Annotated in this window: 17 protein-coding genes and 1 riboswitch; of the genes, 2 read left to right on the top strand and 15 right to left on the bottom strand. The window is 65.6% G+C overall.

Going from position 1 to position 24,550, the window contains the following annotated elements:
• Window positions 1-22: 22 nt before the first annotated feature.
• The 15 genes from uca to HAP47_RS08065 all read right to left on the bottom strand — a co-directional run bounded on the left by uca (window position 23) and on the right by HAP47_RS08065 (window position 21,154).
• The gene (gene uca / locus HAP47_RS08135) at window positions 23-3,565 is read right to left on the bottom strand and encodes an urea carboxylase (protein WP_173638691.1); all 3,543 of its coding nucleotides are present in this window, start codon (window positions 3,563-3,565) and stop codon (window positions 23-25) included.
• A 3-nt stretch (window positions 3,566-3,568) separates the two neighbouring features.
• Window positions 3,569-4,207: an urea amidolyase associated protein UAAP2 gene (locus tag HAP47_RS08130; protein ID WP_173638692.1), complete on the bottom strand. Its 639-nt coding sequence runs from the start codon at window positions 4,205-4,207 to the stop codon at window positions 3,569-3,571.
• Window positions 4,204-5,049, bottom strand: a complete 846-nt coding sequence (locus tag HAP47_RS08125; protein ID WP_173638693.1) for an urea amidolyase associated protein UAAP1 — start codon at window positions 5,047-5,049, stop codon at window positions 4,204-4,206. Before HAP47_RS08125 ends, HAP47_RS08130 begins: the two co-directional genes overlap by 4 nt.
• Window positions 5,046-5,879, bottom strand: coding sequence for an ATP-binding cassette domain-containing protein (locus HAP47_RS08120; RefSeq protein ID WP_173638694.1), 834 nt, complete (start codon window positions 5,877-5,879; stop codon window positions 5,046-5,048). The genes HAP47_RS08125 and HAP47_RS08120 overlap by 4 nt, the downstream gene beginning before the upstream one ends.
• Window positions 5,876-6,694 (bottom strand): ABC transporter permease, encoded by an 819-nt coding sequence (locus HAP47_RS08115; protein WP_173638695.1) that lies wholly within the window; start codon window positions 6,692-6,694, stop codon window positions 5,876-5,878. Before HAP47_RS08115 ends, HAP47_RS08120 begins: the two co-directional genes overlap by 4 nt.
• Window positions 6,695-6,740: 46 nt before the next feature.
• Window positions 6,741-7,814 carry a putative urea ABC transporter substrate-binding protein gene (locus tag HAP47_RS08110; protein WP_173638696.1) on the bottom strand — a complete coding sequence of 358 codons (1,074 nt, stop codon included), beginning with the start codon at window positions 7,812-7,814 and terminating at the stop codon, window positions 6,741-6,743.
• Window positions 7,815-7,892: 78 nt separating this feature from the next.
• Window positions 7,893-8,003, bottom strand: a riboswitch (guanidine-I (ykkC/yxkD leader).
• 308 nt (window positions 8,004-8,311) lie between these two features.
• Window positions 8,312-8,956, bottom strand: coding sequence for a glutathione S-transferase family protein (locus HAP47_RS08105; protein ID WP_176396227.1), 645 nt, complete (start codon window positions 8,954-8,956; stop codon window positions 8,312-8,314).
• Between the two features lie 4 nt (window positions 8,957-8,960).
• Entirely contained in the window at window positions 8,961-9,704 is a 744-nt protein-coding gene (locus HAP47_RS08100) for an SDR family NAD(P)-dependent oxidoreductase (RefSeq protein WP_173638698.1), read from the bottom strand.
• Between the two features lie 64 nt (window positions 9,705-9,768).
• Window positions 9,769-10,965 carry a CaiB/BaiF CoA transferase family protein gene (locus tag HAP47_RS08095; protein WP_173638699.1) on the bottom strand — a complete coding sequence of 399 codons (1,197 nt, stop codon included), beginning with the start codon at window positions 10,963-10,965 and terminating at the stop codon, window positions 9,769-9,771.
• Window positions 10,966-11,085: 120 nt separating this feature from the next.
• Window positions 11,086-11,958: a helix-turn-helix domain-containing protein gene (locus HAP47_RS08090; RefSeq protein ID WP_173638700.1), complete on the bottom strand. Its 873-nt coding sequence runs from the start codon at window positions 11,956-11,958 to the stop codon at window positions 11,086-11,088.
• A 261-nt stretch (window positions 11,959-12,219) separates the two neighbouring features.
• Window positions 12,220-12,894: a hypothetical protein gene (locus HAP47_RS08085; RefSeq protein ID WP_173638701.1), complete on the bottom strand. Its 675-nt coding sequence runs from the start codon at window positions 12,892-12,894 to the stop codon at window positions 12,220-12,222.
• A 78-nt stretch (window positions 12,895-12,972) separates the two neighbouring features.
• Window positions 12,973-13,551: an invasion associated locus B family protein gene (locus HAP47_RS08080; RefSeq protein WP_173638702.1), complete on the bottom strand. Its 579-nt coding sequence runs from the start codon at window positions 13,549-13,551 to the stop codon at window positions 12,973-12,975.
• The gene (locus HAP47_RS08075) at window positions 13,548-18,575 is read right to left on the bottom strand and encodes a beta strand repeat-containing protein (protein ID WP_173638703.1); all 5,028 of its coding nucleotides are present in this window, start codon (window positions 18,573-18,575) and stop codon (window positions 13,548-13,550) included. Before HAP47_RS08075 ends, HAP47_RS08080 begins: the two co-directional genes overlap by 4 nt.
• Before the next feature lie 335 nt (window positions 18,576-18,910).
• Window positions 18,911-20,158 (bottom strand): helix-turn-helix domain-containing protein, encoded by a 1,248-nt coding sequence (locus tag HAP47_RS08070; protein WP_231168802.1) that lies wholly within the window; start codon window positions 20,156-20,158, stop codon window positions 18,911-18,913.
• Window positions 20,159-20,719: 561 nt separating this feature from the next.
• Window positions 20,720-21,154 (bottom strand): hypothetical protein, encoded by a 435-nt coding sequence (locus HAP47_RS08065; protein ID WP_173638704.1) that lies wholly within the window; start codon window positions 21,152-21,154, stop codon window positions 20,720-20,722.
• 401 nt (window positions 21,155-21,555) lie between these two features.
• Here HAP47_RS08065 and HAP47_RS08060 point away from each other — a divergent pair, with 401 nt between their 5' ends.
• Window positions 21,556-23,130 (top strand): putative bifunctional diguanylate cyclase/phosphodiesterase, encoded by a 1,575-nt coding sequence (locus tag HAP47_RS08060; RefSeq protein WP_173638705.1) that lies wholly within the window; start codon window positions 21,556-21,558, stop codon window positions 23,128-23,130.
• Window positions 23,127-23,963, top strand: a complete 837-nt coding sequence (locus tag HAP47_RS08055) for a hypothetical protein (protein WP_173638706.1) — start codon at window positions 23,127-23,129, stop codon at window positions 23,961-23,963. The genes HAP47_RS08060 and HAP47_RS08055 overlap by 4 nt, the downstream gene beginning before the upstream one ends.
• Window positions 23,964-24,550: the final 587 nt, after the last annotated feature.

Here is a 24,550-nt window from a genome sequence, read left to right as displayed (position 1 = left end):
CAGCAGATCGACGCGGCCGCATCTACTCCGGCCGGATCAACGCCACCACATCGCCCGCGCGCAGGGTCTGGCCGGGCTTGACCGGCACCGACGCAATGCGGCCAGCGCTCGGCGAATGCACTGATATCTCCATCTTCATGGACTCGATGATGGCGAGCAAGTCGCCGGCTGCGACCACGGCGCCTTCCTCGACCAGGATCTTCCAGATGTTGCCGGGCACCTCCGAGAACGCGCCGATCTGGCCGTCGGGAATGCCGGTCGTTGCGACGCTCGCATCGATCGATTCCGCCGGCGTCTCGTCGAGCTTCATCTCGCGCCAGCGCTGACGCTCCGCATCGAACGCCGCTTGCTGCGTCGCCTTGAACGCGGTGATCGACGGCCGCGCTTCGGCCAACGATTTCGCATAGTCGGCGTAGGAGAACTCGCCCTGCTCGATCCTGATGTCGTATTGGCCGTGCGGAAATGCGGCGCGGGCGTCGAGCAGTTCGTGGGCATCGACCGGGAAGAAGCGGATCTTGTCGAAGAACCGCAGCAGCCAGGGCTGATCAGGTTCGAACACCCGCGTGGTGCGCCAGGTGTTCCAGACCTGGATGGTGCGGCCAAACAGCTGGTAGCCGCCCGGCCCCTCCATGCCGTAGATGCACATATAGGCGCCGCCGATGCCGACCGCGTTCTCCGGCGTCCAGGTCCGCGCCGGATTGTACTTCGTTGTCACCAGCCGGTGCCGCGGGTCGAGCGGCGTTGCCACCGGCGCGCCGAGATAGACGTCGCCAAGGCCGAGCACGAAATAATCCGCGTCGAACACGATGCGGCGGACGTCGTCCTCGCTGCCGAGCCCGTTGATGCGCCGGATGAACTCGACATTCGACGGACACCATGGCGCATCCGCGCGGACCAGCTCCTGATATTTGCGCATCGCAAGCTCTGCCTCTGGATCCCGCCACGACAGCGGCAGATGCACGGTCCGGCTCGGCACCCGCATGGCATCGACCGGCGGCAAGTCGCGCTCGATCCGCCTGAGCACGTCTAGCAGCTTCGTTCGCGACAGCGCCGTGCCGTCATAATGGATCTGCAACGAGCGAATGCCGGGCGTCAGGTCGATCAGGCCGCCAAGCTTCGCTTCCTCCAGCGCCTGCGCCAGCACATGGACGCGCAGCCGCAGCGCAATGTCGAGCTCCATCGGGCCATATTCGACCAGGAGATTGTCGTCGCCGGCGCGCCTATAGACCACCGGGATCGGGCCATCATCATTGCGTCCGACGATGGCCGCGCCGAGCTCGGGCGCGCGCAGCACCGTAGGGCCGGCGACCGGATCGTCGCGTTTCACCGGCACGAAGCGGACGGTGTCGCCGGGCCGGAGCTGACCGATCTTCCACAGTTCGTCGCGCGCGACGACCGCCGGACAGACGAAGCCGCCGAGACTCGGTCCATCTGGACCCAGGATGATCGGCATGTCGCCGGTGAAGTCGATCGAGCCGACCGCATAGGCATTGTCGTGGATGTTCGACGGATGCAGCCCGGCCTCGCCGCCATCGGCGCGCGCCCAGCGCGGCTTCGGACCGATCAGCCGCACACCGGTGCGGGCACTGTTGAAGTGCACCTCGTAGCTCGCCGCGAACAGCGTCTCGATGTCCTCGTCGAGGAAGAAATCCGGCGCGCCATGCGGGCCGTAGATCACGCCGATCTGCCACGCAGAAGTCAGCTCTGGCCGCTCGTCCTCCGTTGCGCGCCGCGGCGTTGCGAGGCCGGATCGCTCGGCACCGATATGCAGCACGTCGCCGGCCTTCAGCGAGCCCGTCGCATGGCCGCCGAACGCGCCGAGCGCGAACACCGCTCGCGATCCCAGGATCTCGGGCACGTCGATGCCGCCACGCACGGCGAGATAGGCGCGCTGGCCCGGGCCCTTGATGCTGCCGATCACGAGCATCTGGCCCGCGCGCACCGCGACCGGCTCGTCATGGACGACCTCGGCACCATCGAGCGATGCCTTCATGCGTGCGCCCGAGAGCGCGACGATCGCATCGGTGTTGAAGCGCAAGGTCGGCCCGTTGACGGTCAGCTCCAGCGCGGTCGTGGTCTCCGGATTTCCGACCACGCGGTTGGCGAGACGAAACGAGCGCTCGTCCATCGGCCCGCTCGGCGGCACGCCGACATGCCAGAGATGCAGGCGACCGGGCAATTCTTGCACCCCGCTCTGCGCACCGGGTGCGACGACATCGATGGTGCGGGGGCGGTAGGCGAACGCGCCGAGCACGCTGGTCGCCACCTTGCCGCTGCGGAACACGTCGGACGCTGCGATCGCGCGGAGATAATCCAGATTGGTTTCGATCCCGGCCACCACCGTGTCATCGAGCGCTTGCGCCAGCTTTGCGATCGCGGCCTCGCGCGTCTCGGCCGACACGATGATCTTGGCCAGCATCGGATCGTAGAATGGCGAAACTTCCGTGCCGGTCTCGATCCAGCCGTCGATCCGTGCGTCCGGCGAAAAGCTGACCTGCGTCAGCCGGCCCGCACTTGGGCGGAAGCCTGCGCCCGGGTTCTCGGCATAGAGCCGCACCTCGATCGCCGCGCCCATTGGCGCGAGCGCGCCGGCATTGCCCAGCACATCCTCGCCCGCTGCCTGCCGGATCATCCATTCGACGAGATCGACGCCATAGACCTGCTCGGTGACGGGATGCTCGACCTGGAGACGGGTGTTGACTTCGAGGAAATAGAAGTCCTCGCGCGCGACGTCGTAGATGAACTCCACCGTGCCGGCGGATTCGTAAGCCACCGCCTTGCCGAGCGCCACCGCGGCCGCGTGCAGCCGTTGCCTGATCTCGGCGGACAGCCCCGGCGCGGGGGTCTCCTCAAAAACCTTCTGGTTGCGCCGCTGCAACGAGCAATCGCGTTCGCCGAGCGCGGCCACGTCACCCCTGCCGTTGCCGAAAATCTGCACCTCGATGTGGCGCGCTTTGGCGACGAACCGCTCGAGATAGACCCGCGCGTCGCCGAAGCTCGCCCGCGCCGTGCGCTGCACGGATTCAAAGCGTTCGCGCAGCGTCGCCATGTCGTGGCAGAGCTGCATGCCGATGCCTCCACCGCCCGCCGTGCTTTTCAGCATCACCGGAAAGCCGATTCTGTCAGCCTCGCGCACCGCCTCGTCGATGGTCTCCAGCAGGCCGGAGCCCGGCAGCAGCGGCACGCCGCTGCGCTCGGCGATCTCGCGCGCACGGTGCTTGAGGCCGAAGGCGTCAAGATGCTCCGGCCGCGGCCCGATGAACGCGATGCCGTGTTCGGCGAGCCGTTCGGCAAAGCGGCGGTTCTCCGACAGGAAGCCGTAACCGGGATGCACCGCCTGCACGCCGGTCGCAAGACAGGCCGCCATGATCGCATCGACGTTGAGATAGCTCTCGGCCGCCGGCGCCGGGCCGATGCGCACCGCCTCGTCGGCCTCGAGCACCGGCCGCGTGAAGCGGTCGGCATCGGAATAGACCGCGACCGAGCCGATGCCCATATCGCGCAATGTTCTGCCGATCCGCCCGGCGATCTCGCCGCGGTTGGCAATCAGGACCTTGCTGAACATGCCTCACGCCTCCGGCTCGAAGATCGTGACCTGAACCGGCGTCGGGAAAAAGCCGTTGCAGGGATTGTTGATCTGCGGACAGTTCGAGATCAGGCACAGCACGTCCATCTCGGCGACGAGCTCGATCGCGTCACCGGGCTTCGAAACACCATCGACCACGGTGAAATTGCCGGCCGGATCGATCGGCACGTTCATGAAGAAGTTCAGGTTCGGCACGATGTCGCGTTTCGACATGCCGTATTTCGCGGCCTCGATCACGAAATTCTCGCGGCACGCGTGCTGGTAGCGGGTCTGGTGACCGAACCGCACGGTGTTGCTCTCGCAGGAGCAGGCTCCCGCCGAGGTGTCGTGCAGGCCGCAACTATCGTCGGTAACGCGCAGCATCACGCGTCCTTCGCTGGACATGATCCGTGTGCCGAGCCCGACATAGGCCGAGCCCTGCGCGCGCAGCGTGTCCTGGCCGCTGTAGCGCTCGCCAAAATCATCGGCACGATAGAACAGCGTATCGACCGCCTGCTGGCCATGGGTGTCCGTGATCCGCAGCCTCTGCCCCTTGCGGATGACGGCTGACCACGGCTTGCGCGCGGGAATTTCCACGTCGAGAACGACGCGGCCGCGGGCCTCAGCGGATTGCGTGGTCATCGCACGGCTCCTTCGTTCGTCTCGCCGAGATACAGCGCATTGTTCTGATAGGCGCGGATCGCCTCGGCGGTCGCGGTACGGCACAGATCGTCAGCCGCAATCGCATTGGCGCGATAGCGCACGATCTCCACGCTCGCCAGCGGATAGCTTTCCGCGGGATCGAGCGGATGCGGACAGTTCGACAGCGCAATCAGCAGGTCCATCTCCGCGCGCAGATCGACGAAATCACCCTTTTGCCGGCGCGCGTCGGACCAGACAAACTTGCCGTCCGCGTCGATCGCGACCGGCGCAAAGAAGCTGACGCAGGGATGGACGTCGCGGCGATCGAGCCCGAGCTTGGCCGCGGCGAGGATGAAATTGTCGCGCGTATTGCGGAAACTCCCTTCGCCGTACTTCGCCAGGTTGGTCGCCGCGGTCGAGCCGCCGACCACCGCATCATGCGCGGCACTGCTGTCCTCGGTGATGCCGAGCAACGCGCGCCCCATGTCCGAGAGCAGGACGCGTCCCTTCTGCAGCCGCGCCGCCCACTGTACCTTGATGGTGTCTGCATGGTTGAGCCGCTCGATGGGATCGGCGCTGTTCCAGGCGAGCAGGCTGACGGTCGATGTCCCCGAACTGTTGACGATACGCAGCGTATCGCCGCGGTTCAGCCGCGTGGTCCAGTACCAGCCGGCCGGAATCACCTCCCGATGGATGATCGCATCAGCGGCGATCGGCACGGCATCGCGCGAGGTCGGCTGTGGCAGCGCCCGCGGCGCGTGCTCCTGCCCTGCCGCCTTCAGCTCGTTGTAGCGTCGGGTATGCGCCGCGATCTCGGCCTTCTGTTCCTCTGTGAGGATCATGGTTGCTCCTTCAAGACGAGAGCGCCGGGCCGTCCCGGCTGATGCTCCTGGTCTGACCGGGTCGTCCCGACCGGAGCTGGTTGAACTGATGACCGCGGCTCGGCGCTGCGGCGTGGGAATATCTCGAGGTCGCGTGACACCGTGGCGCCGTAGCGTTCGCGCTCCTCCGGCCGGTTGCGCTGCCGCTCCAGCGCGATCACGCGCGTCGCGAGCCCGAAGGCTTCGCTGAGGTCATGCGTCACCATCACGACCGTCAGATGGGTTTCGTTCCAGAGCCGCTTCATCAACAGGTGGATGTCGGCGCGGATCCCCGGATCGAGCGCGCCGAACGGCTCGTCGAGCAGCAGGATTTTCGGTCCGCGCATGATCGCCTGCGCCAGTGCGAGGCGCTGCTGCATGCCGCCCGACAGCGCCGACGGATATTTGCTCTCTTGACCGGCGAGCCCGACCTCGGCGAGCAGCTTCATGGCGTCGTCGGTGGCGGCGCGCCGCGCGGCGCCGAACAGCCGGGCCGTGAATTTGGCGTCGCGCAACTCGCGACCGAGCATGACGTTTTGCAAGACCGTCAGATGCGGAAACACCGAGTAGCGCTGGAACACCACGCCGCGGTCGGCATCCGGCTCGCCGGGCAGCAGCTTGCCATCGACCAGAATATGGCCGCGGCTCGGCTGCTCCTCGCCGAGCAGCATCCGCAGCAGCGTGGTCTTGCCGCAGCCGGACGGGCCGACCAGCGCAATGAACGCGCGCGGCTCGACCTCCATCGTGATGCGCTCCAGCACGATGTGATCGCCATATTCCTTCCAGACGTCGTCGAACCGGATCGCGCTCATTCCGCCCTCACCGAGGCGAACCAGGGAAACAGCCTGCGCTGCATGACGCGCAGTCCGACATCGATCAGGAACGCCAGCAGCGTGATCCAGGCGACGTAGGGGATGATGACGTCCATCGCGAGATAGCGGCGCACCAGGAAGATCCGGTAGCCGAGCCCGGAATCCGAGGCGATCGCCTCGGCCGCGATCAGGAACAGCCAGGCCGGGCCGAGTTGCAGCCGCAGCACGTCGATCAGCCGCGGCAGGGTTTGCGGCATCGCGACGCGCAGCGCGATCTGCCAGGTCGAGGCGCCGAGCGTCTGCGCCTTGACGATCTGCTCGCGCGGCAGCTCCTGCACCTTCATGGCGAGGTCACGGATCATGCAGGGCAGCGTCCCGATCACGATCAGCGCAATCTTCGCGTTCTCGCCGAGGCCCATCACGATGAACAGGATCGGCAACAACGCCAGCGGCGGCACCATCGAAGTCACCGACACGAACGGCCCGAGCAGGGCATTGGCGCCCGGCAACAGCCCGATCACGATGCCGAGGACGAGCGCCGCCACCGTCGAGATCGCCAGCGCCGACCCCAGTCGCCCCAGGCTGGCGACGGTGTCGGAGGCCATCAGATAGCCTCCGGTGCGCGGATCGACCTCGAACGCCATCTGCTTGACGGCCTGCACCATGCTGGGCAGCGCCGGCAGCAGCTTGTCGTTCGGGTTTTGCGTAAGCCGCGCGCTGGAGCCGGCGAAGTAGGCGATTGCGACCAATACGAACGGCAGCGCGAGCAGATAGAATCGCGTCTGCCGTCCCGGCCGTATGTTCACAAGTCGCATGTCCGGCTCCTGCTTGAGGCAACGCGATGCGCGTCAGGGCTTGGCGTCAGAGCTTGCCCTTGGCGGCGTCGTCCATGTAGGTCGGGTCGAAGCGCAGCTTGACGTTCGACTTGTCGCCCAGCACCGACTTGTCGGCTAGCTCGATCCCGACGGCGTCGGCGGATTTCGCGCCCTTGCCCAGCAGATCCTTCTCGAACAGGAACTTGCGGACGCGATCCATGGTCACGCCGATGGTCTGGCTGCGTGTGAAGGCTTCGGCGTCCGTTGCCTTGTCGAACAGTTTTGTGGTCGAGAGCTGACTGTCGAAGCCCGCGAGGTCGGTGCCGGAGGCTTTGGCCATCGCCTCCTTGGCGGCCTTCGCGGCGGGATCGTTCGCCGTCATCTTGGACAGCGTCTCGTACCAGATGCCGACCAGCGCCTTGGCGAAATCCGGATTGTCCTTGGCGACCGCGGTGTTGACCACCATCAGGTCCATGATCTCGCCGGGGATCTGCGAGGAGTCGAACACCTTCTTTGCATCGGGCGAGCCGAGGATTTCCGTCACGATCGGATTCCAGGTCACGACCGCGTTGACGTCGGGCGTCTTGTAGGCGGCGGCGATATCGGCATCGGAGGTGTTGACGACCTTGACGTCCTTCTCGTTCAGCTTGCTGGTCTCGAGCGCGCGGGCCAGCAGATAGTGCGACACCGAGAACTCGACCAGGTTGACCGTCTGCCCCTTGATCGCGGCAAGATCCGACTTGTTCTTGAGGATCACGGCGTCGTTGCCGTTGGAGAAATCGCCCATCACGACCGCAGTGGTGTCGACACCGCCTGCCGCCGGAATCGACAGCGCGTCCATGTTGGTGATGGTGACGGCATCATAGCCGCCGGCGGTGTACTGGTTGATCGATTCGACGTAGTCGTTGAGCTGCTTGACCTCGATCGTGATGCCGTATTTGTCGGCCCACTTCTTGACGATGCCGGTGTCGGCCGCATAGCCCCACGGCATCCACCCGACATAGATCGACCAGGCGACCTTGAAGCTTTTCTTCGGTGCGGCGTCAGCGACGGATGCGGCCGCGAGCACGATCGCGCAGCCGGTGACAACAGAGCGGAGGAAGAAAACGAACTTGTTCATTGCCGATCCCTCTTGCGAAACTTCACAAAAAGGGACTGGCGAAAAGACCATCGCTCCGCCAATCCCTTGGCTAACGAGGTCTCCCGGGCTTTTATCCCGCCGTGCACCTGCGGGGATGTCTCCCCCGCAAGCGGCTGCTCTCGGACCAGCACCTTGCTTCGCAAGATCGGAACCCTAGCGGCCAACTCAGCGCCATTGATGCACGAGGCGTGCCACACCGCCGCCTTTTGAATCTGATGAGATTTTTCGGCGCGCGCCGCGCGGCCGCGAGCGCGCTCTGCTTAAAAACTACGCAGGCCTGCTCAGAATTGGCTCTGTCATTCCCTCACCGACGTCAGCAGGATCGCAGTCGGCGGATGTCGAGGGGAAGTCGATGCGCAAGCTTCTGAGCGTACTTTGCGGCAGCCTCTGGCGCGGGCTGCACGGCCGGTTCGGCCTGATGCCAGGATGCGAGATCGGCGGTCCCCGGCGGCGCCACCCCTGAATGGCGCGACCGATCAGACCTTCACGGTGTTGACTGCCACGCTCGCCTTGTAGGCCGGTCGCGCCGTGACGCGGTCGAGATAGGGCGTTGCGACGTCGCAAACCCCGACACCGTAATCGATCGCCCATACCAAGCATGTCGCGAGCAGGATATCCGCGCTGGTGAACCGATCGCCCATCAGATATTGGCGGCCGTCCGACAAGGCGACCTCGACATGCCGCAGCTGCTGGCGGAAATACTCGGCCGCTTTCACGACGACATCCGGAGCATGGCCGTAGATATGGGCGAGGCCTTGGACGTCATGGCGACGCATCACGTAGAGGCTGGTCGAGTCGAGCTCGGCCACGATGAAGAAGCACCATTCCAGCCATCGTGCGAAATCGCGCTCCCCGACGGGAACGAGCGAAACATTCGAGTTGGAGTAGTGGCGCGCCAGATAGGCGACGATGGCGGCACTCTCCCCGATCGTGAAATCGCCATCCTGCAGCAGCGGAATCTTCTGCCGCGGATTGAGCAGGGTGTATTCCGGCGTCTTGGTCTCGCCGGAGCGCGGCAGGATCGGCTTGCAGTGATAGTCCAGCCCCAATTCGTGCAACGCCCAATGGGCCCGGATCGTCCGCGATGTCCCCACCCCCCATAGCGTCAGCGTCTCCGGCATGACGTCACCATTTCTCGACGGAGGGACGCAGATCCAGTTCATGGCTCCATCCGTCGCGGCTCTGCTGGTGCACGAACCAGTAAGCCTCGGCGATGGACGATGTCCGCGTCAGGGAATCCGGCGGGATCGCCGACGCATCGACGCCCGTTGCGGCCTTCATCCGCTGGTGAATGGCCGGGCTGTCGACGCCGGCATCGATCAGGAGATGCGCGACATGGATGTTCTTCGGTCCGAGCTCGCGCGCCATCGCCTGGGCGACCGCGCGCAGGCCGAACTTGGCGGATGCGAATGCCGCAAAGCCGCTGCTGCCGCGCACGCTCGCGGTTGCGCCGGTGAACAGCATGGTGCCGCGGCCATGCCGCAGCATGTGCCGGGTCGCCTCGCGCCCGACCAGGAAGCCGGCGAAGCAGGCGAGCTCCCAGGCCTTGAAGAACAGCTTTTCGCTGGTCTCGTGCAGCTCCTTCTTGACGTTCGAGCCGGCATTGAACAGGCAGACCTCGATCGGCCCGATCTCGCGTTCGACCCGCTCGCAAAGCTCCTGCACCTCGGACTCGCGCCGCGCGTCGACACTGAGCGCATGCACCCGGCTTCCGGCGCCGGTCAGCTCCTCCACCAGGGCGCCCGATTTCGCCGCATCGCGCCGCGCGATGCAGACGGTGTAGCCGCCGGCGGCGAAGCGCCGCGCCACCGCGGCGCCGATCGCATCGCCCGCGCCAACCAATAAGGCAGTCTTGTTCGTCTCGGCCATAGGACATCTCCCACCGACGGCGGTTGTTCAGTTCAGGAATGGGTACGTTGCGCGGCGCGGTCACTCAGACCGCGCGCACGGCCTTCTGTTCGATCATCGCGTCGATGGCGGCATCGCCGTAGCCGAGGTCGGACAGCACCTGCCTGGTGTGCTGGCCGATGCGCGGCGCCGGGCCGCCGATCGCGGCGGCATCGACATCGAAGCGCGCCGCGGGCTTGGGCTGCCGCACGGTGCCGACCCCGGGCTGCTCGAGCTCGGCGATCAGCCCGCGCGCGACAACCTGCTCGTTGGCGATGATCTCGCCGCGCCGCAGGATCGGCGCGCACGGCACGTCGGCCGCATCGAGCCGCGCGAGCCATTCGGCGGTGGTGTGCCTGCCGATATAGTCCTGCATCCTGTTGATGCGCGCCGTTGCATTGACCGAGCGCGAGGCCGGCGTGGCGAAACGCGCATCGTTGGCGAGCTCCGGATCACCGGTCGCCTTGCAGAAGCCCTGCCATTCGGAGTCGGAGATCGTCCCGCAGGTGAGATAGCCATCCGAGGTCTGAAACACCAGATCGGGACGATCGTTCGGATCGGCCGTCGCCTGCTCGCGGCCGACCACGGTGTATTGCATCATGCCTTCCGGCCAGAGATAGGCGATCATCGCGTCGAGCATCGCCACCTGGATATGCTGGCCGCTGCCGGATTTTTCCCGCGCGTAGAGCGCCGCCGTGATCGCCTGCGCGGCATAGACCGCCGTCGTCTTGTCGGCCACGATGGTCCGGATCATCTGCGGACGGTTGGTCACCGGCTGCGCCTGTATATCGCAGAAGCCCGACAGGGCCTGCACGATCGGATCATAGACGCGCTTCTTGGCGTAAGGCCCGTCTTCGCCGACGCCGCTAATCGAGACATAGATCAGCCGCGGGTTCTTCTTGCGCACCTCGTCCGGACCGAGCCCGAGACGTTCCATCGTGCCGGGCCGGAAATTCTGCACCAGCACGTCGGACTGCAGGACCAGCTTGCCCAGCACGTCCCGGCCGGCATCGGTCTTCATGTCGATCGCGAGCGAACGCTTGCCGCGGTTCGACGAGATGAACAGCGCCGAGAACTCGCCGGTCTTGTCGACATTGGCCCGGCTGCGGCGGGTGATGTCGCCGCCGATCGGTTCGACCTTCAGGACATCCGCGCCCTGATCGGCCAGAAACATCGTCGCGAACGGGCCCGAAACGACACCGGTCAGATCAAGTACGCGAACTCCCGCCAATGGCCCTGGCATGCTTTGCTTCCTTCTCCAATGCGCGGACGCGACCGAACCCTGAGCGCAACCTCGGCATACGATGGACCGTGCGCCGGCGCTTGCTGGAAAGCGCCTCGACTTGCAAAAAAGCGCCGAAACTCACACCCGCGTCTGCTGCCGGAACACCGACGGGCTGACACCCGTGACTTGCCTGAAGGTCGACGAGAAATGCTGGGCGTGGCTGAATCCCGACGCCAGCGCGATGCTGGTCAGGCTCTCATCGGTGTCGCTGAGGCGACGCTTGGCCACCTCGATGCGCAGGCCGAGCACATAGCGATGCGGGCTGGTGCCCGTGCTCTCCTGGAACGCGCGCAGGAAATGTCGCTTGCTCAGGCCGGCGACATCGGACAGTGCCGACAACGAGATCGTCTCGCCAAGATTGGCCCGGACGAACGCCTCGATCCGCCGCAGCTTGAGCGCCGGCAGTCCGCCGCGGCTCGGCGCCTTCGCCGGTTCCGCGCCGCGCGACAGCCGCGCCATATGGGCCAGCGCCTGGCTGGCCCAGCCTTCGGCGAACAGATCGAACAGATTGTCCGGCGTGGTCGCTTCCTGGCAAAGTTCGGAAAGACCGCGACAGAGCTGATCATGGCCGAACGCAATCGCGGGCGTTTCGATCAAGCCATTGAGGCGGCTCTGCACGAATTTTGGGTCGAGGAAGACGACGACATAGTCGAACGCCGGCCCGACCGACCACTCCCCCTCGATCTCGGTACCGGCGGGAAACAGCGCGAGATTCGCCGCCCTCGAGAAGTCATATTCGACCGGACGGCCGTTGATCGTGGCCTGCAATCGCGAGCAGCCGTTGCGGAACCAGAACAACGTCAGCTCGGGCTGGCGGAAGTGCCAGTTCATGCGCGGCCGCGAGGTCCGGCTGAGCAACTCGACCCTGATCGGCTCTGACCGCGCGATGACGGACGACACCAGCTCACCGCCGACCTTGCGGACAAACCGCTCCGGACACGCTTCCTCCATAGGACATCTCCTCCGCGTTTGGCACGGATGGTAAGTTCCAAATCAGAATTGACGATCCGGAGCCGGAAATCCAGCCCTTTGATGGCTGATCGCCAAGATGTTAGCGGGCAGGTTTGGAGGTCAGCGCACGCGACAGATCGCGTGCCGCCCTCATCTTCGGTGGCTCGCGGGGGATCAGCGCCGCGATTGCCAGGTGCCTTGCGGAGGAGAGATGGATGCGAGGAGACACGCGCCCGGCGCAGCTGGCGCCGAGCGGCCGCGTTATCCGGCGACCCGCAGCGCGGTCACCGCGACGCAGGCATTGCCGAACGGAATCAGCACCACCTGCGCGCCGTTTGGCAGTGCGATCGTCGCGAGATCACCGAGCGTGCCGTTCTGCCCGTTGAGCTTGGCGAGTTCCGCAGCAACTGTCGGGCAGCTTTCCGCGCTTGGCGTCACCCGCACCAGATTGCCTTCGCAGGACGATCCGACCGGCGCGGCGAACACGATGCCGGCGGCGCGCTGGGCAGCGCTGCCCTGGGGCGCCTGGATTGGCGCGAGCGCGACCAGCGACTGCACCGAATGCGAATTGCCGGCCTTGGCATCCCACTGCGATTGCGCGGTGTAGTTGGAGTTGGTCGCGAGACCGCGGCCGAGCGTTCCGAACAGATTGGCGCAGGTCACGACATTGCCCTGCCGTGCATGCTCGTCGAACACTGTCGGCTGCTGCCCCGCCTGCTGGGGCGGAACGGATGCGGCGGCCGCCGGTGGCGTCTGCGCCTCCTGCGGACGCTGTTTGTGCGGCTGCGGCTTTGCAGCGGCGGGCTTCCTGGCCGGCGCCGGCGCGGCCGGCTGCAATGGTACCGGCTGGGTCTGCTGCGCATAGACCACGACGCCGGCGGCACCGAGCGCGGCCACGACGACCGCAACAAAGATCAATCCCAAGGTGTGCCGCATCGACCATCCGTCCTTTTCACTTCGCTGTCAGTCTCGAGCCGAATACCGGAACGCCACATCCGCATGTCCGACCCCGGCTTATTTCAGTTTCGCCAGCACGCCGGACAGTCCGTCGAGCGGCGCCTCCAGCACGACCGGCCCGCCTTGCGGAAGGGGATACGACACCAGGCACGGCGTCGCCGCGCGGATGTGCCGCCTCAGCACATTGCCGATCGCGATCGTCGCGAAGCAGAAACTGGCGTCGCAGCGATCGGTCTGCGCGATGATGCGATCGGGACTATCGCCCATTGCGAGCTCGATCTGCAGGCCGACGCCGGCGGCCGCGGGAATCCGCATCGCCATCAGCGGCTTGCCGTCGGCGGTCGCAATCAGCGACCAGTTGAAGGCGACCGCGCCCTGCGCGTTGACGATCGATTGCGTGATGTTGCAGACGCGGCGCTTCGATTTCAGGCTCTCGTCGCAGATCAACGTCCAGTTCTTGAACGGCTGGATCATCCGCCTGAACTCGCCGAGCGTCTCGCCTTCCGGCACCACGACGTCCGATGGCTTCACGGCATAGGCGGGTGGCGGCGCAGGCTGCGCGGTAGCGCTTGCCGCCTCCGCCAGCCAGATCGCCAAAGCCAGACACGCCAGCCGCCTCGTCGACGTCAGGGTCAATTGAGCGTCAGGCTCACGCCGGCGCTGACGCCCCATTCGCTTCCGGCGGTGGTCGCCGCCGCGTTGGTGCGCAACCGGCCGTTTTCGCTGGTGTAGCCGATGCCGAAGGCGAGCGCGCCCTGGCTGCGCCAGACGCCGCCGCCGGCCGATGCGCTGATCTTGCCGGGCCTATCGTCATAGCGCAGCGATGCGGCCGCCATGCCGATCGCCGCCGCGCGCCAGGCGTCCTGCCGCACCTCGCCGATCTGGCCGTTGAGTTGCTGGAACGCGCTGTTGAGCTGGTTGACGTTGACCGCGTCGGTGCCGGCGACGCCCGCCGCCACGTTGCTGATGGTGACCGGCCCGCTGCTGCCGCTGTTCAGCGTCACCTTGTTGGTGGTGTTCCCTGAGGCATCGGTGTCGTAGCGGATCGAGCTCGACGCGACCGCCTGCAGCTGGCTGACGTTGACCGCATCGGTGGCCGCCGAGCCGGCGGCAACGTTGGTGACGCGGCGTTCGGCGCCGGACGAGCCGACCGACACTTCGCCGGTCGCAACCCCTGCGACGCTCTTGCCGACCACGGGCGTATAGGCCGCATCGCTCAGATTCGCTGTCGTCGTGGAGTTGGCACCGAGCGCCAGCGAGTTGGCCGAAGTCGCCTTGGCGCCGGCGCCGATCGCGACCGAATTATCGCCCGACGCGGCCGAGCCGTTGCCCATCGAGATCGCGTTCGCTCCGCTTGCGACCGACTGCGGTCCGATCGCGACGCTTTCCGCGCCGACGGCGGAGGAATCCGCCGCGGAGGAATTGGCGTGGAAATATTTCACGCCGCCACCGCCGGTGCTGATGTTGCTGACGGTGGTATAGAGGGCGGCGAGCGAGGTGTTGGTGGCCCACAGCTGCGAGCCGTTGATCGCGTCCGTCGAGGCCGAGGTGATCTGGCCCGCCGCGACATTGGTGATGGTGCGCTCGTTGCCGGCGCTGCCGACGCTGACGGTCGAGGTCGGATTGGTGCCGGCGAAGGCGTAGGTGGTGCCGCCGATCGTGGTGCTGGCGGTCTTGACCACCGCCTGCGTGGTCGAATTGGCGCCGATCGCGACGTCGCCGGCCTGCGCCGTCGCCTTGGCGTTCGGACCGAGCGCGACGCTGGTCGGGTTCGTGGTCTGGGCTCCCGCGCCGATCGACACCGACTGGATGCCGTTGGCCTGCGCACTGGTTCCGAACGCGATCGAATCGGCGAAGTTGGACAGCGAATTCTGGCCGATCGCGATGCCGCCGGGCGCGGTCTGCTGCACGGTCGCGCCAAAGCCCATGCCGATGCCGTTGTCGCCGTTGACCACGGTCGCAGGTCCCACTGCGACCGAATTGTTGCCGACCGCGAGCGAGTCGGCGAGCGTCGAGTTGGCGTGGAAGTACTTCGACGTGGTGGTCGCGAACGAGGTCAGCGCGCCGGTCAGCTGCCGCACGGTGACGGCGTCGCTCGACTGGGTGCCGTCGGCCACATTGGTGATCTGGCGATAGCTCGTCGCATTGCCGACCGACACCGCGCCGAGCAGCGCAAGATCGGTGGTGTTGTAGGGAATGATCGTGCCGCCAATCTTGCCGGAACCCGGCGCGATCGGGCGGTCGGATACCGAGCCCGAGCCGATCGCGACGCCGTCGGCGATCGTCGCCTGGGTGTTGTAGCCCAGTGCCGTCGCACCGGCGGCGGTCGCCGAGGCGGCGACGCCGGCCGCCATCGAGTTGACACCGGTCGCACCGTTGTTGGTGTAGTTCGCCAGCTGGGTGCCGCCGTCGTTGACGCTATAATAGTGCGTCAGGCCGTTGCTGACGACGGTCGACAGGCTGTCGATCGCCGAGGTCGCGGCCCACAGCTGCGAGCCGTTGATCGCATCGGTCGAACCATTGCTGATCCGTCCCGCCGCGACATTGGTGATGGTGCGCTCGCTGCCGACCGAGCCGACGCTGACCGTCGAGAGCGGGTTCGTGCCGGCGAATGCATAGTTGGTGGTGCCGATGGTGATGCCTGATGTGCCGACCGCCGTGGTGGTCTGGCTGCCCGAGCCGAGCGCGATGTCGTTGGCGTTGGCAGCGGTCGCGCCGTTGCCGATCGACACCGAGCCGCTGCCGGTCGCGGTCGACACCGGTCCGATCGCGACCGAGTTGGTCCCGACGGCGGAGGAATCCGCCAGCGTCGAATTGGCGTGGAAATACTTGATGCCGCCGCCGGTGTTGATGTTGTTGACGGTGGTGGCGAGGCCGTCGACCGCCTGGTTGGTGGCCCAGAGCTGCGAGCCGTTGATCGCATCGGTCGAAGCGTTGCTGATCCGGCCCGCCGCGACATTGGTGATGGTGCGCTCGACGCCGAGCGCACCGACACTGACGGTCGAGGTCGCCGTCGTGCCGGCGAAGCTGTAGGTGGTGCCGTTGATCACCGTGTTCGGCGTGTTGACCGCCGTGGTGGTCTGGCTGCCCGAGCCGAGCGCGACGTCATTGGCATTCGCGGCGTTCGCGCCGTTGCCGATCGACACCGAGCCGCTGCCGGTCGCGGTCGACACCGGGCCGATCGCTACCGAATTTATCCCAACCGGCGACGAATCGGCCAATGTCGAATTGGCATGGAAATACTTGATGCCGCCGCCGGTGTTGATGTTGTTGACGGTGGTCGCGAGGCCGTCGACCGCCTGGTTGGTCGCAAACAGCTGCGACCCGTTGACCGCATCCGTCGACCCGTTGTTGAGCCGCCCGGCGGCAACATTGGTGATGGTGCGCTCGGCGCCGGGTGCGCCGACGCTGACGGTCGAGGTCGCCGTCGTGCCGGCGAAGCTGTAGGTGGTGCCGTTGATCACCGTGTTCGGCGTGTTGACCGCCGTGGTGGTCTGGCTCCCCGCGCCGAGCGCGACGTCATTGGCATTCGCGGCGTTCGCGCCATTGCCGATCGACACCGAGCCGCTGCCGGTCGCGGTCGACACCGGGCCGATCGCAACCGAATTCGTACCCGCGGCAGACGAATCGGCCAGCGTCGAATTGGCGTGGAAATACTTGATGCCGCCGCCATTGTTGATGTTGTTGACGGTGGTGCCAATGGTGTCGACAGCCTGGTTGGTGGCGAAGAGCTGCGAACCGTTGATCGCGTCGGTCGAGGATCCGCTGATCCGCCCGGCGGCGACATTCGTAATGGTGCGCTCGGCACCGGGTGCGCCGACGCTCACCGTCGAGTTCGGAGTCGTGCCCTGGAAGGTGTAGGTGGTGCCGTTGATCACCGCACTTGGCGTGCCGACCGCGGCAGCCGTGACGCTGCCGGAGCCGAGTGCGACATCGCCGGATTTTGCCGCCGCCGTTGCGCCGTCACCCAGCGCGACGTTCCCGGCGAGACCGGCCGCGCCGGCGGTGGAGCCATTGCCGAGCGCCACGGAGCCCTGCCCGATCGCCTTGTTGTTGTTGCCGATCGCGACGGCGCCGTTGGCCTGGTTGGCAGCGGTGGCGCTTGCCGTCCCGTCGCTGTTGGCGATGTTGTTCGCGCCGCCGGTGAAGGCGCCGGTGCCGCTCGCATAGCTGGGATCGCCGATCGCCACGGCGCCGTTGCCAAAGGCGGTGTTGTTCGCGCCGATCGAGACCGCCTGGCCGCCGGCCGCCACCGCGTTGGTGCCCAAGGCTACCGCGTTGGCGGAACTGGCCGCGGCATTGTTGCCGACGGCGATGGCGCTTGCAGCCGACGCCTTGGCGCCGATGCCGAGTGCGGTACTGGCGGTTCCGCTGGCCTTGGCGCTGACGCCGGCAGCGAGAGAATTGTCTCCTGTCGCGTTCGCTCCAGACCCGAATGAGGAGGAGTTTTGGCCGCTGGCAACGGCTGTGTTGCCAACCGCAGTGCTGGCGGCGGCACTCGCATTTGAGGTCGTGCCGATCGCCAGCGAACTTGTGCCGGCGGCGCTGGCCCCGACGCCGGTCGCGATCGAACTGATGCCGGCGGATGCCGCATTGTTGCCGAGCGCGATGCCGCCCGTCGCGGCACTGTTGACGATCGCGCCCGATCCGATTGCGACCGAGCCCCCGATGCTCAGCGCCCGTGCCTGATTGCCCAGAGCCACGGCGAAATCCCCGGCTGCGTTGCTGGAGCTACCTCCGGCGAATGAGTTGATCCCCGACGCGGCGGATTGCTTGCCAAGAGCGACGGCGCTGTCCGCCGAGGCAACGGACGACCAGCCCCCAGCCCATGAATAGTTGCCGCTGGCCGTGGAACTGACACCGACAGCGGTCGCATTCCCCCCGGTGGCACTGGCGAATGTGCCCAAGGCGCTGGCGCCGGCGCCGGTGGCGTTGGCTTGAACGCCGAGCGCGACTGAATTGACGCCGCTCGAGACCGTGCCCTGGCCAAGCGCCATCGCGCCGCCCGTGCCGGTTGCCTTCGCGTTCAGGCCAAGGGCCACCGAGTACTGCGCTGACGCAACGGATGCACGCCCAACCGCAATGGCGTCGGCCTGGGATGCCGTTACGTCCGTGCCGATGCCGATGGCACTCGTAGCAAGCGCGCCGGTTCCCGCTGCCGTGCGCGAGCCAAGATAGAGAGAGTTTAGCTGTGAAGCGATCGACTGAAAACCGATCGCGATGGCGTTCTGGGCGCCTGCGCTGGTGCCGGTGCCCTGGGCAACGGCATCCAAGCCGGCCGCGTTTGCTCCACTTCCGATCGCGATGGCGCGCAGGCCGCTGGCCGACGAATTGGTGTCGATCGCTACGGAATCGGTGCCGGTCGCACTTCCACCACCAAGCTGCACGCTTCCAGCGCTCGCGGCCGAGGCGCTGAGCACCACGACAGTGAACGCACCAAGCGTCACCGCAACGGCCGACGCCCGCCCGCCACCACCCAGCGACCCAAGCCCCAGCCGGTCGCGCTTCACGCCGAGCCTGCGATGCGCCTGTCGCAGCACCGCGATCAGCCGGCGCCGCAGCGAACGGCTGCCCGCATCGCCCGATGCGACCCAGCTCCGGACGAAGCCGGTGCTGCCTTGACGCTTCAGCGATTCGGTTGAGTTGCGTGCGACAACCATGGTGCGCCCCCTTTTTGACATCTGGTCCAGACGTCGGGGGTGCCATGCCGCGGACTGTGCCGACATGCGTGTCCCTTGGGACCACACGTGGAGATATGAGGACCGCGCAACCTGCGCCGGCCTTCCGGTCCTGGCCAACGATGTGTCGAACTCAACGAGCGCATCTTGCCACCCAGCGCTCGCCCGACTGCCCCATCAATGTGCCCCGAGTCGTCATATCAAAAATGATAGACACATATTTGACAACGTCACTCAGCAGGCCGTCCAAATAGCGCGCAGATCGTCTCACAAGTTGAACGATTTGCTCGATGCACCGTGGGGTATTCCACACATCTTCAACCGGCAGTTGATCTGCGGCGCACGCGTTCACGCATCTCGCGCGGACTGACGCCGAATTCGCGGCGAAACGCGCGGGTGAAATCCGACGCCAGCTTGAAGCCATGACGATAGGCGATCTCCTGCACCTGCCTGTCGTTGGACGCGACGAGTTCTGCCTGCGCCGCACGCAACCGCTTGCGCAGGATGTAACCGGCGACGCCGCCGACGCTCTCGAATGCACGGTAGAGGGCAGAGCGCGAAATCCGCAATTGCTGCGCAATGCGATCCGGGGTCAGATCGAAGTCGCCGAGATGCGTCTCAATATAGAGACGTGCACGCTCGAACAGCACCGATTCGATTGCACCGCGCGCCTGCTGCAGGCGGTCCGAGGACAGCTGAACGCATGCGGCGATCATCTGCGCGGTCGCTCGCCCTGCCTGCCGCAGTTCCTCAGGGGACATCAGGACGACGCGCGTTTCGAGTCTGTCGAGATAATCGGTCAACAGTTCGATCAGATTGCCTGAGAGCAGGATATTGCAGGCGTCGTTGAGTTGATCGGCGACCTCCAAGAATGACCTGCGCGGCAGAGCCAGCACCAGGCCATCATAGTCCGTGATGCTGCCACGGAAATCGTCGTCGAGCGAGATCAGGAACATCGCGCCGGGCCCGGCCTGAATCCGCCGGCCTGCGGTTTGGAAGCGGGCTTCGCCGGAGCGCACCCGGAACAGCCACCAGATATCGACCGGCGCGCCTTGCGACGGCTCGGCTGCGCGCGCGAATGTTTGAGCGGCAATGCGTCCGGATGTGAAGACGACATCGGCCATGTTGCAGGTCAGATACTCCACCTCGAACCCCTGTGCAGGGTCGTGGTCGTCCGGCAGCGCGACGTCGATCAGCGAGGCCATGCGCGTTTTCCAGACCTCGAACTGCTCCGATGGCGGATAAGGCCGTGTCGTGAAAAGCCGCGGTACCGCCGGGACTATGTCCCTGATGTTACGGGGCTCGCGTGGCAGGGGAACTTGTTCGAGGAGCTTGGCGGCGCTCGCCGGCGCATTGTCGTCTTCTGGCATGTCATTCCGTGCCCCGTTGTCGCGAACGACGAACGTCGTCTCAACGGGGGCGCATTCCCAAGGTTGCGTCGCCGGCCACTGACGGGCAGGCGAACTTCTGGCGGACAGAGAAGCAGCATTTTCGGATGCGGACATCACCCGCTTACGCCGGCCGCTCCTGATAGGGCCGACGGGTCCTGCGGCAGTCGTGCTCACACATGGCATTCATCATTGTCGCGTCGTCGCCGGACTCGGCCCGGAAGCTCCGTCGCCGAGTCGGTCTGACTGATCTAGAGAACAATCTGAGCGAGAACCAGAGCGGCAGCAACGTACGCCGTGAAGAAATCCGACATTGCGTTCATGCGATGCGATCGGGCAACGCATCGTCGCCGAGTCTTCAGAAAATTTTCTCGATCTTCGCGCTGGGACGAAATGAACGTCGCGAGAGCGCAGCAACTTAAGCACGGTACATGACACATCGCGAATCCCGCGCACAGGATTCGCGTCGACCGCGCCTGAAGACGCTTGCCTAATCATGCGGCATTCCACCACGTTCAAACTGAATGCGATCGATGGGAACGGAACACGCGCGCCGCACGAGGCGCACATGTTGTGGCACGCTGCGGCATTTTCATTAGAACGTCGAGATGACGAAAGTAACAACGGCTCACCATATTCGTCGGTGAGCACGCCTGCTATGCCGGCGGGGCGAGCCTGATCGCCGGCACCTGCAACACCAGCGGCGCAGCCTGCGTTCCTCGATCGGGCGCCGCCCGGCTATGCCTTGACTTGCCCGATCCGGTCGAGCCATGCCGCAAAGCGCGGATGCTTCGCGAACCTGCCTTGCACGACCGCCAACTCCTGCTGGAAGACCGGCAGCGAGAGCACCCGTTCGATGTCGGGCTCCCTGATCTTCCAGATTCCCGGCGGAACGAAGCCATGCACCTTCAGCTCATAGAGCTCGAAGATCGAGAAGATGACTTCATGTACAATTCGGCGCTCATCCGGCGTCATCTCAATGGCGTCGCCGGCGCCCTCATCATGGAACGCCGCCGTTGGCAGGCGACGCCGAAGATCGGATATGCGCTCGGAATATCTCAGGAAGATGTCGGCTCCCAGACGCCGGTTGTTGGTGTGCAGCGCCGTGTAGATCGCAGTGACGCCGACGATGATGGTCCCGAGCGTCATGAACTTCAGGATATGATCGAGCACTGCGACGTCTCCTTTGGCCTTCCATGATCGCGCCAGGAGCCCTGTGCAACCTGTGCTCCGCACCCTTTATTGCCCCGGGGCGCCGTGATCGTCGAGATGCGGATCACCGATTTGCCCGACCGCACGAGTCCACCGTCCAAGCCGCCTTCCATGGCTCCCGGCAGCACTGGGGTTCTCACCGGGGAGGCGTGCCGCGCCCGGCGCCCGTTCGGAATAATCATGCGTCGGCACGGCGGCTATTTGGCCCTCGACGAAAGTCGCAGCAAATGGGCCGCGCGCCTGTCGTAGATTTGTAACCATCTTGCAAATCGTTATCGGGCAAAAGTCGCGGGCAGCCTTCACGCAACCTTTTGCAAACTCCAAGCTGCCTACCGTCACCGGATATTATAGTGGGGACGGGAATGGCTGGGCTGCGGCCGAATATCCCAATACGGCTCGGAACTGCAATCAGGGAACAGCATTCGGGCGTTGAGCGCGATCCCGCCGTTCCGTCGGTCGGAACAAACCCGGAGGTCGAGCGCCTGCGCGGCGTCATTGCACGCCTGATGCACACGGCCGCTCATGATCAGCTGACCGGACTTCCGACGCGCAGCCTGCTGCTCGAGCGGCTGGATCGTGAGCTGGCGCGCGAGGCCGATGACGGCGCGCGGATCGCGGTTCTGTTCGTCGATCTCGACAACTTCAAGCTCGTCAACGATTCACTCGGCCATAGCAGCGGCGACGAGGTGCTGTCCGAAATGGCCCGCCGCATCCTTGGCTGTCTCGGACCGGACGATACGGCGAGCCGGTTCGGCGGCGACGAGATGGTCGTTCTCCATCCGCGCGCCTCGGACTCCTCCGGAGCGGAACTCGGCAGGCGGATCCTTGCGGCGCTGGCGGAGCCGATCCTGCTCTCCGGCAAGGAAGTCGTGGTATCGGCAAGCGTGGGGCTCGCGCACTGCAAGCCCGGCACGAAGTGCGCCGAACAATTGCTGCGCGAGGCGGACACCGCACTCTACGCGGCAAAGGTTCGTGGCCGTGCCCGATTGGCCGAGTTCAACGACGAGCTGCATGCTCGCGCCGAGAAGCGCGTTCAAATCGAATCCGATTTGCGGGCGGCGCTACGGGAATCGCAGCTGTTCGTGGAGTATCAGCCGCAGGTCCGCCTGAAAGATGGACGCGTCGTCGGCGTCGAGGCGCTGGTGCGCTGGCGACATCCCGAGCGCGGCATCATCTCGCCCGCCGACTTCATCCCCGTCGCCGAGGAATGCGGGCTCATCGTCAAGATCGGACGGCAGGTGCTGCAGGAATCCTGTCGCCAGCTCGCCGAGTGGACGAGGCTGATGCCGGGCTGCCCGCTGGCCATGACCGTGAACGTGTCGCCGCGCGAGCTCGCGGAGCCGACCTTCATCCAGGATCTCCGCCGGACTCTCGCCACCACCAATGTCGATCCGACCGCCCTGTGTCTCGAAATCACCGAAAGCGTCATGATGAGCGCCCCGGAGGAGGTCGTCCAGGTGCTCGATCAGATCCGGCAGCTCGGCGTGTTCGTCGCGATCGACGACTTCGGCACTGAGCACTCATCGCTGTCGCGCCTTCGCGACATGCCGGCCGAAGTCCTGAAGATCGACCGCAGCTTCATCGACGGTCTCAGCAGCGAGCCCGGCGATACGGCGATCGTATCGTCGATCCTGAGCCTCGCCTACGCGATGGGCAAGCACACCATCGCCGAGGGCGTCGAACGAAGTGAGCAGGCCGCAATGCTGCTCCGCATGGGTTGCGACGTTGCCCAGGGCTATTTCTTTTCGCGGCCGGTTGCCGCCGAACAGATTGCGCCGATGCTGACCAGGGCACTCTGGCATCCGAGTTCGGGACGCGCGCTGCACGCCGCGCAGCCGGTGGAAGGACCGGTGCGGCGCGGCCATCACTATTTCATCGACGAATTCCTCGATCACATCGGGGCTCCCATGGGCACCAAGGCGACGGTCTCGCGATGATGTATCTCGCCATCGGTCTCAGCAATCTGGCGATCGGGCTGGCTTACGCCGGCCTTGGGTTGTTGTCGGCCTGGGAGACGGTCAGCCTGCATCGATACCGCGGCTGGTCCCGCTTCGGCATCGGATTTTCGATGATGGCTGCAAGCTGCGGCCCGCATCATCTGGTGCACGGCTTCCAGGTGCTGCAGGGCGAAAGCGTGTCCTGGTCGATGCTCGCCGTCACCCTGCTCGGGCTGCCGGCAGGTTTGACATTTGTGTTCCTGCGGTTCGAGACGATATTGGGTGGCCAGGGCGAGCGATTGATCGCCCTCTCGCCGCATCGCGCGATGTTGCTGGTCGGCGGCTTCGCCATCACGGCAGGCTGGCTGGCGGCCTGGGCGATGGCCCAGCCCGGCGCAAACATCCCGTTCCTTTGCACGTCGGCCGATCTTGCCGCGCGTGTGGCGTCTCCGAGCACCTGGATCGACGTTGCCTCGGCGACGTTCTACGCCAATGTGTTCGTCACCGTGACCTATGGCCTGGTCGGCTGGTATCTGGCTGACCATCAGGTGCGCCGCTATCTGGCGACCGGTGTCTGGTCGCTGTCGGGGGCCGCACTGGCGGGCGTCTTCTTCTCCTGCGCGCTGATCCATCTCATTGACGCGACGACTCACGGCAGCGGATCGATGCTCGTCTTCGACCTGATCGGCATTCCCGCCTCGGTTTATTTCCTCTGGGTCGTCGAGCAGCTGCACAGCGACTCCGTGCTGGACTGGAATCGGCGTCCGCTGGTCGGTGCCGCGGCCGCGCCGGCGCGGCCCTCACCCTGGAGCGGCAGGAACCTGCAGTACTGACCCGCCTTGTGGGTGCGATCGGCACCCGGCGTTCCCCGCGCTATCTTCAAGAGAGAGAGCGAGCGAGACGAAAGGCAAGACTCGGACAAATCATGTCGCGAGAACGCGGATGTATGACTCACCGATCGCGCCCACAATCTCGATGTCGTCCCTGCGAAGGCAGGGACCCAACCACGAATGGCTGTTGCTGGGCGATGCCGGAACGACGAGTCACCTTCACAATATCCGCTGCGGAGTATGGGTCCCTGCTTTCGCAGGGACGACGGCGGGAGAAGCCGCGGCCTCTCGATTCAAGCACTGGCGTCTCTGGAATTTTAGATCACTCGCATGCGCGGGAGATGACACCGGACAAGCTGTTTGACGGTTTGAATCAGAAGCCCCGTCGTCATGGCGAAGCGTGGCTTGCCGAGCCATAGCTCGCGGCCAAAGGCCCGCCTTCGCCCTTTGGGCTTCGGCGCGGCATCCTTCTCTCGCTGCGCAACGATAGGACCAGCTTGCTTGCGGCGACGGTCCGTCTTCGCTTTCGCAAACTCAAGCTACGCCGGACACGCTTCGACCTGAAGGTCTCCGCGTGGCTGCGCCACGCG

This window comes from Bradyrhizobium sp. 41S5 (assembly GCF_011516665.3).
Lineage (GTDB): Bacteria > Pseudomonadota > Alphaproteobacteria > Rhizobiales > Xanthobacteraceae > Bradyrhizobium > Bradyrhizobium quebecense.
This window is presented reverse-complemented; position numbering and strand designations above follow the sequence as displayed.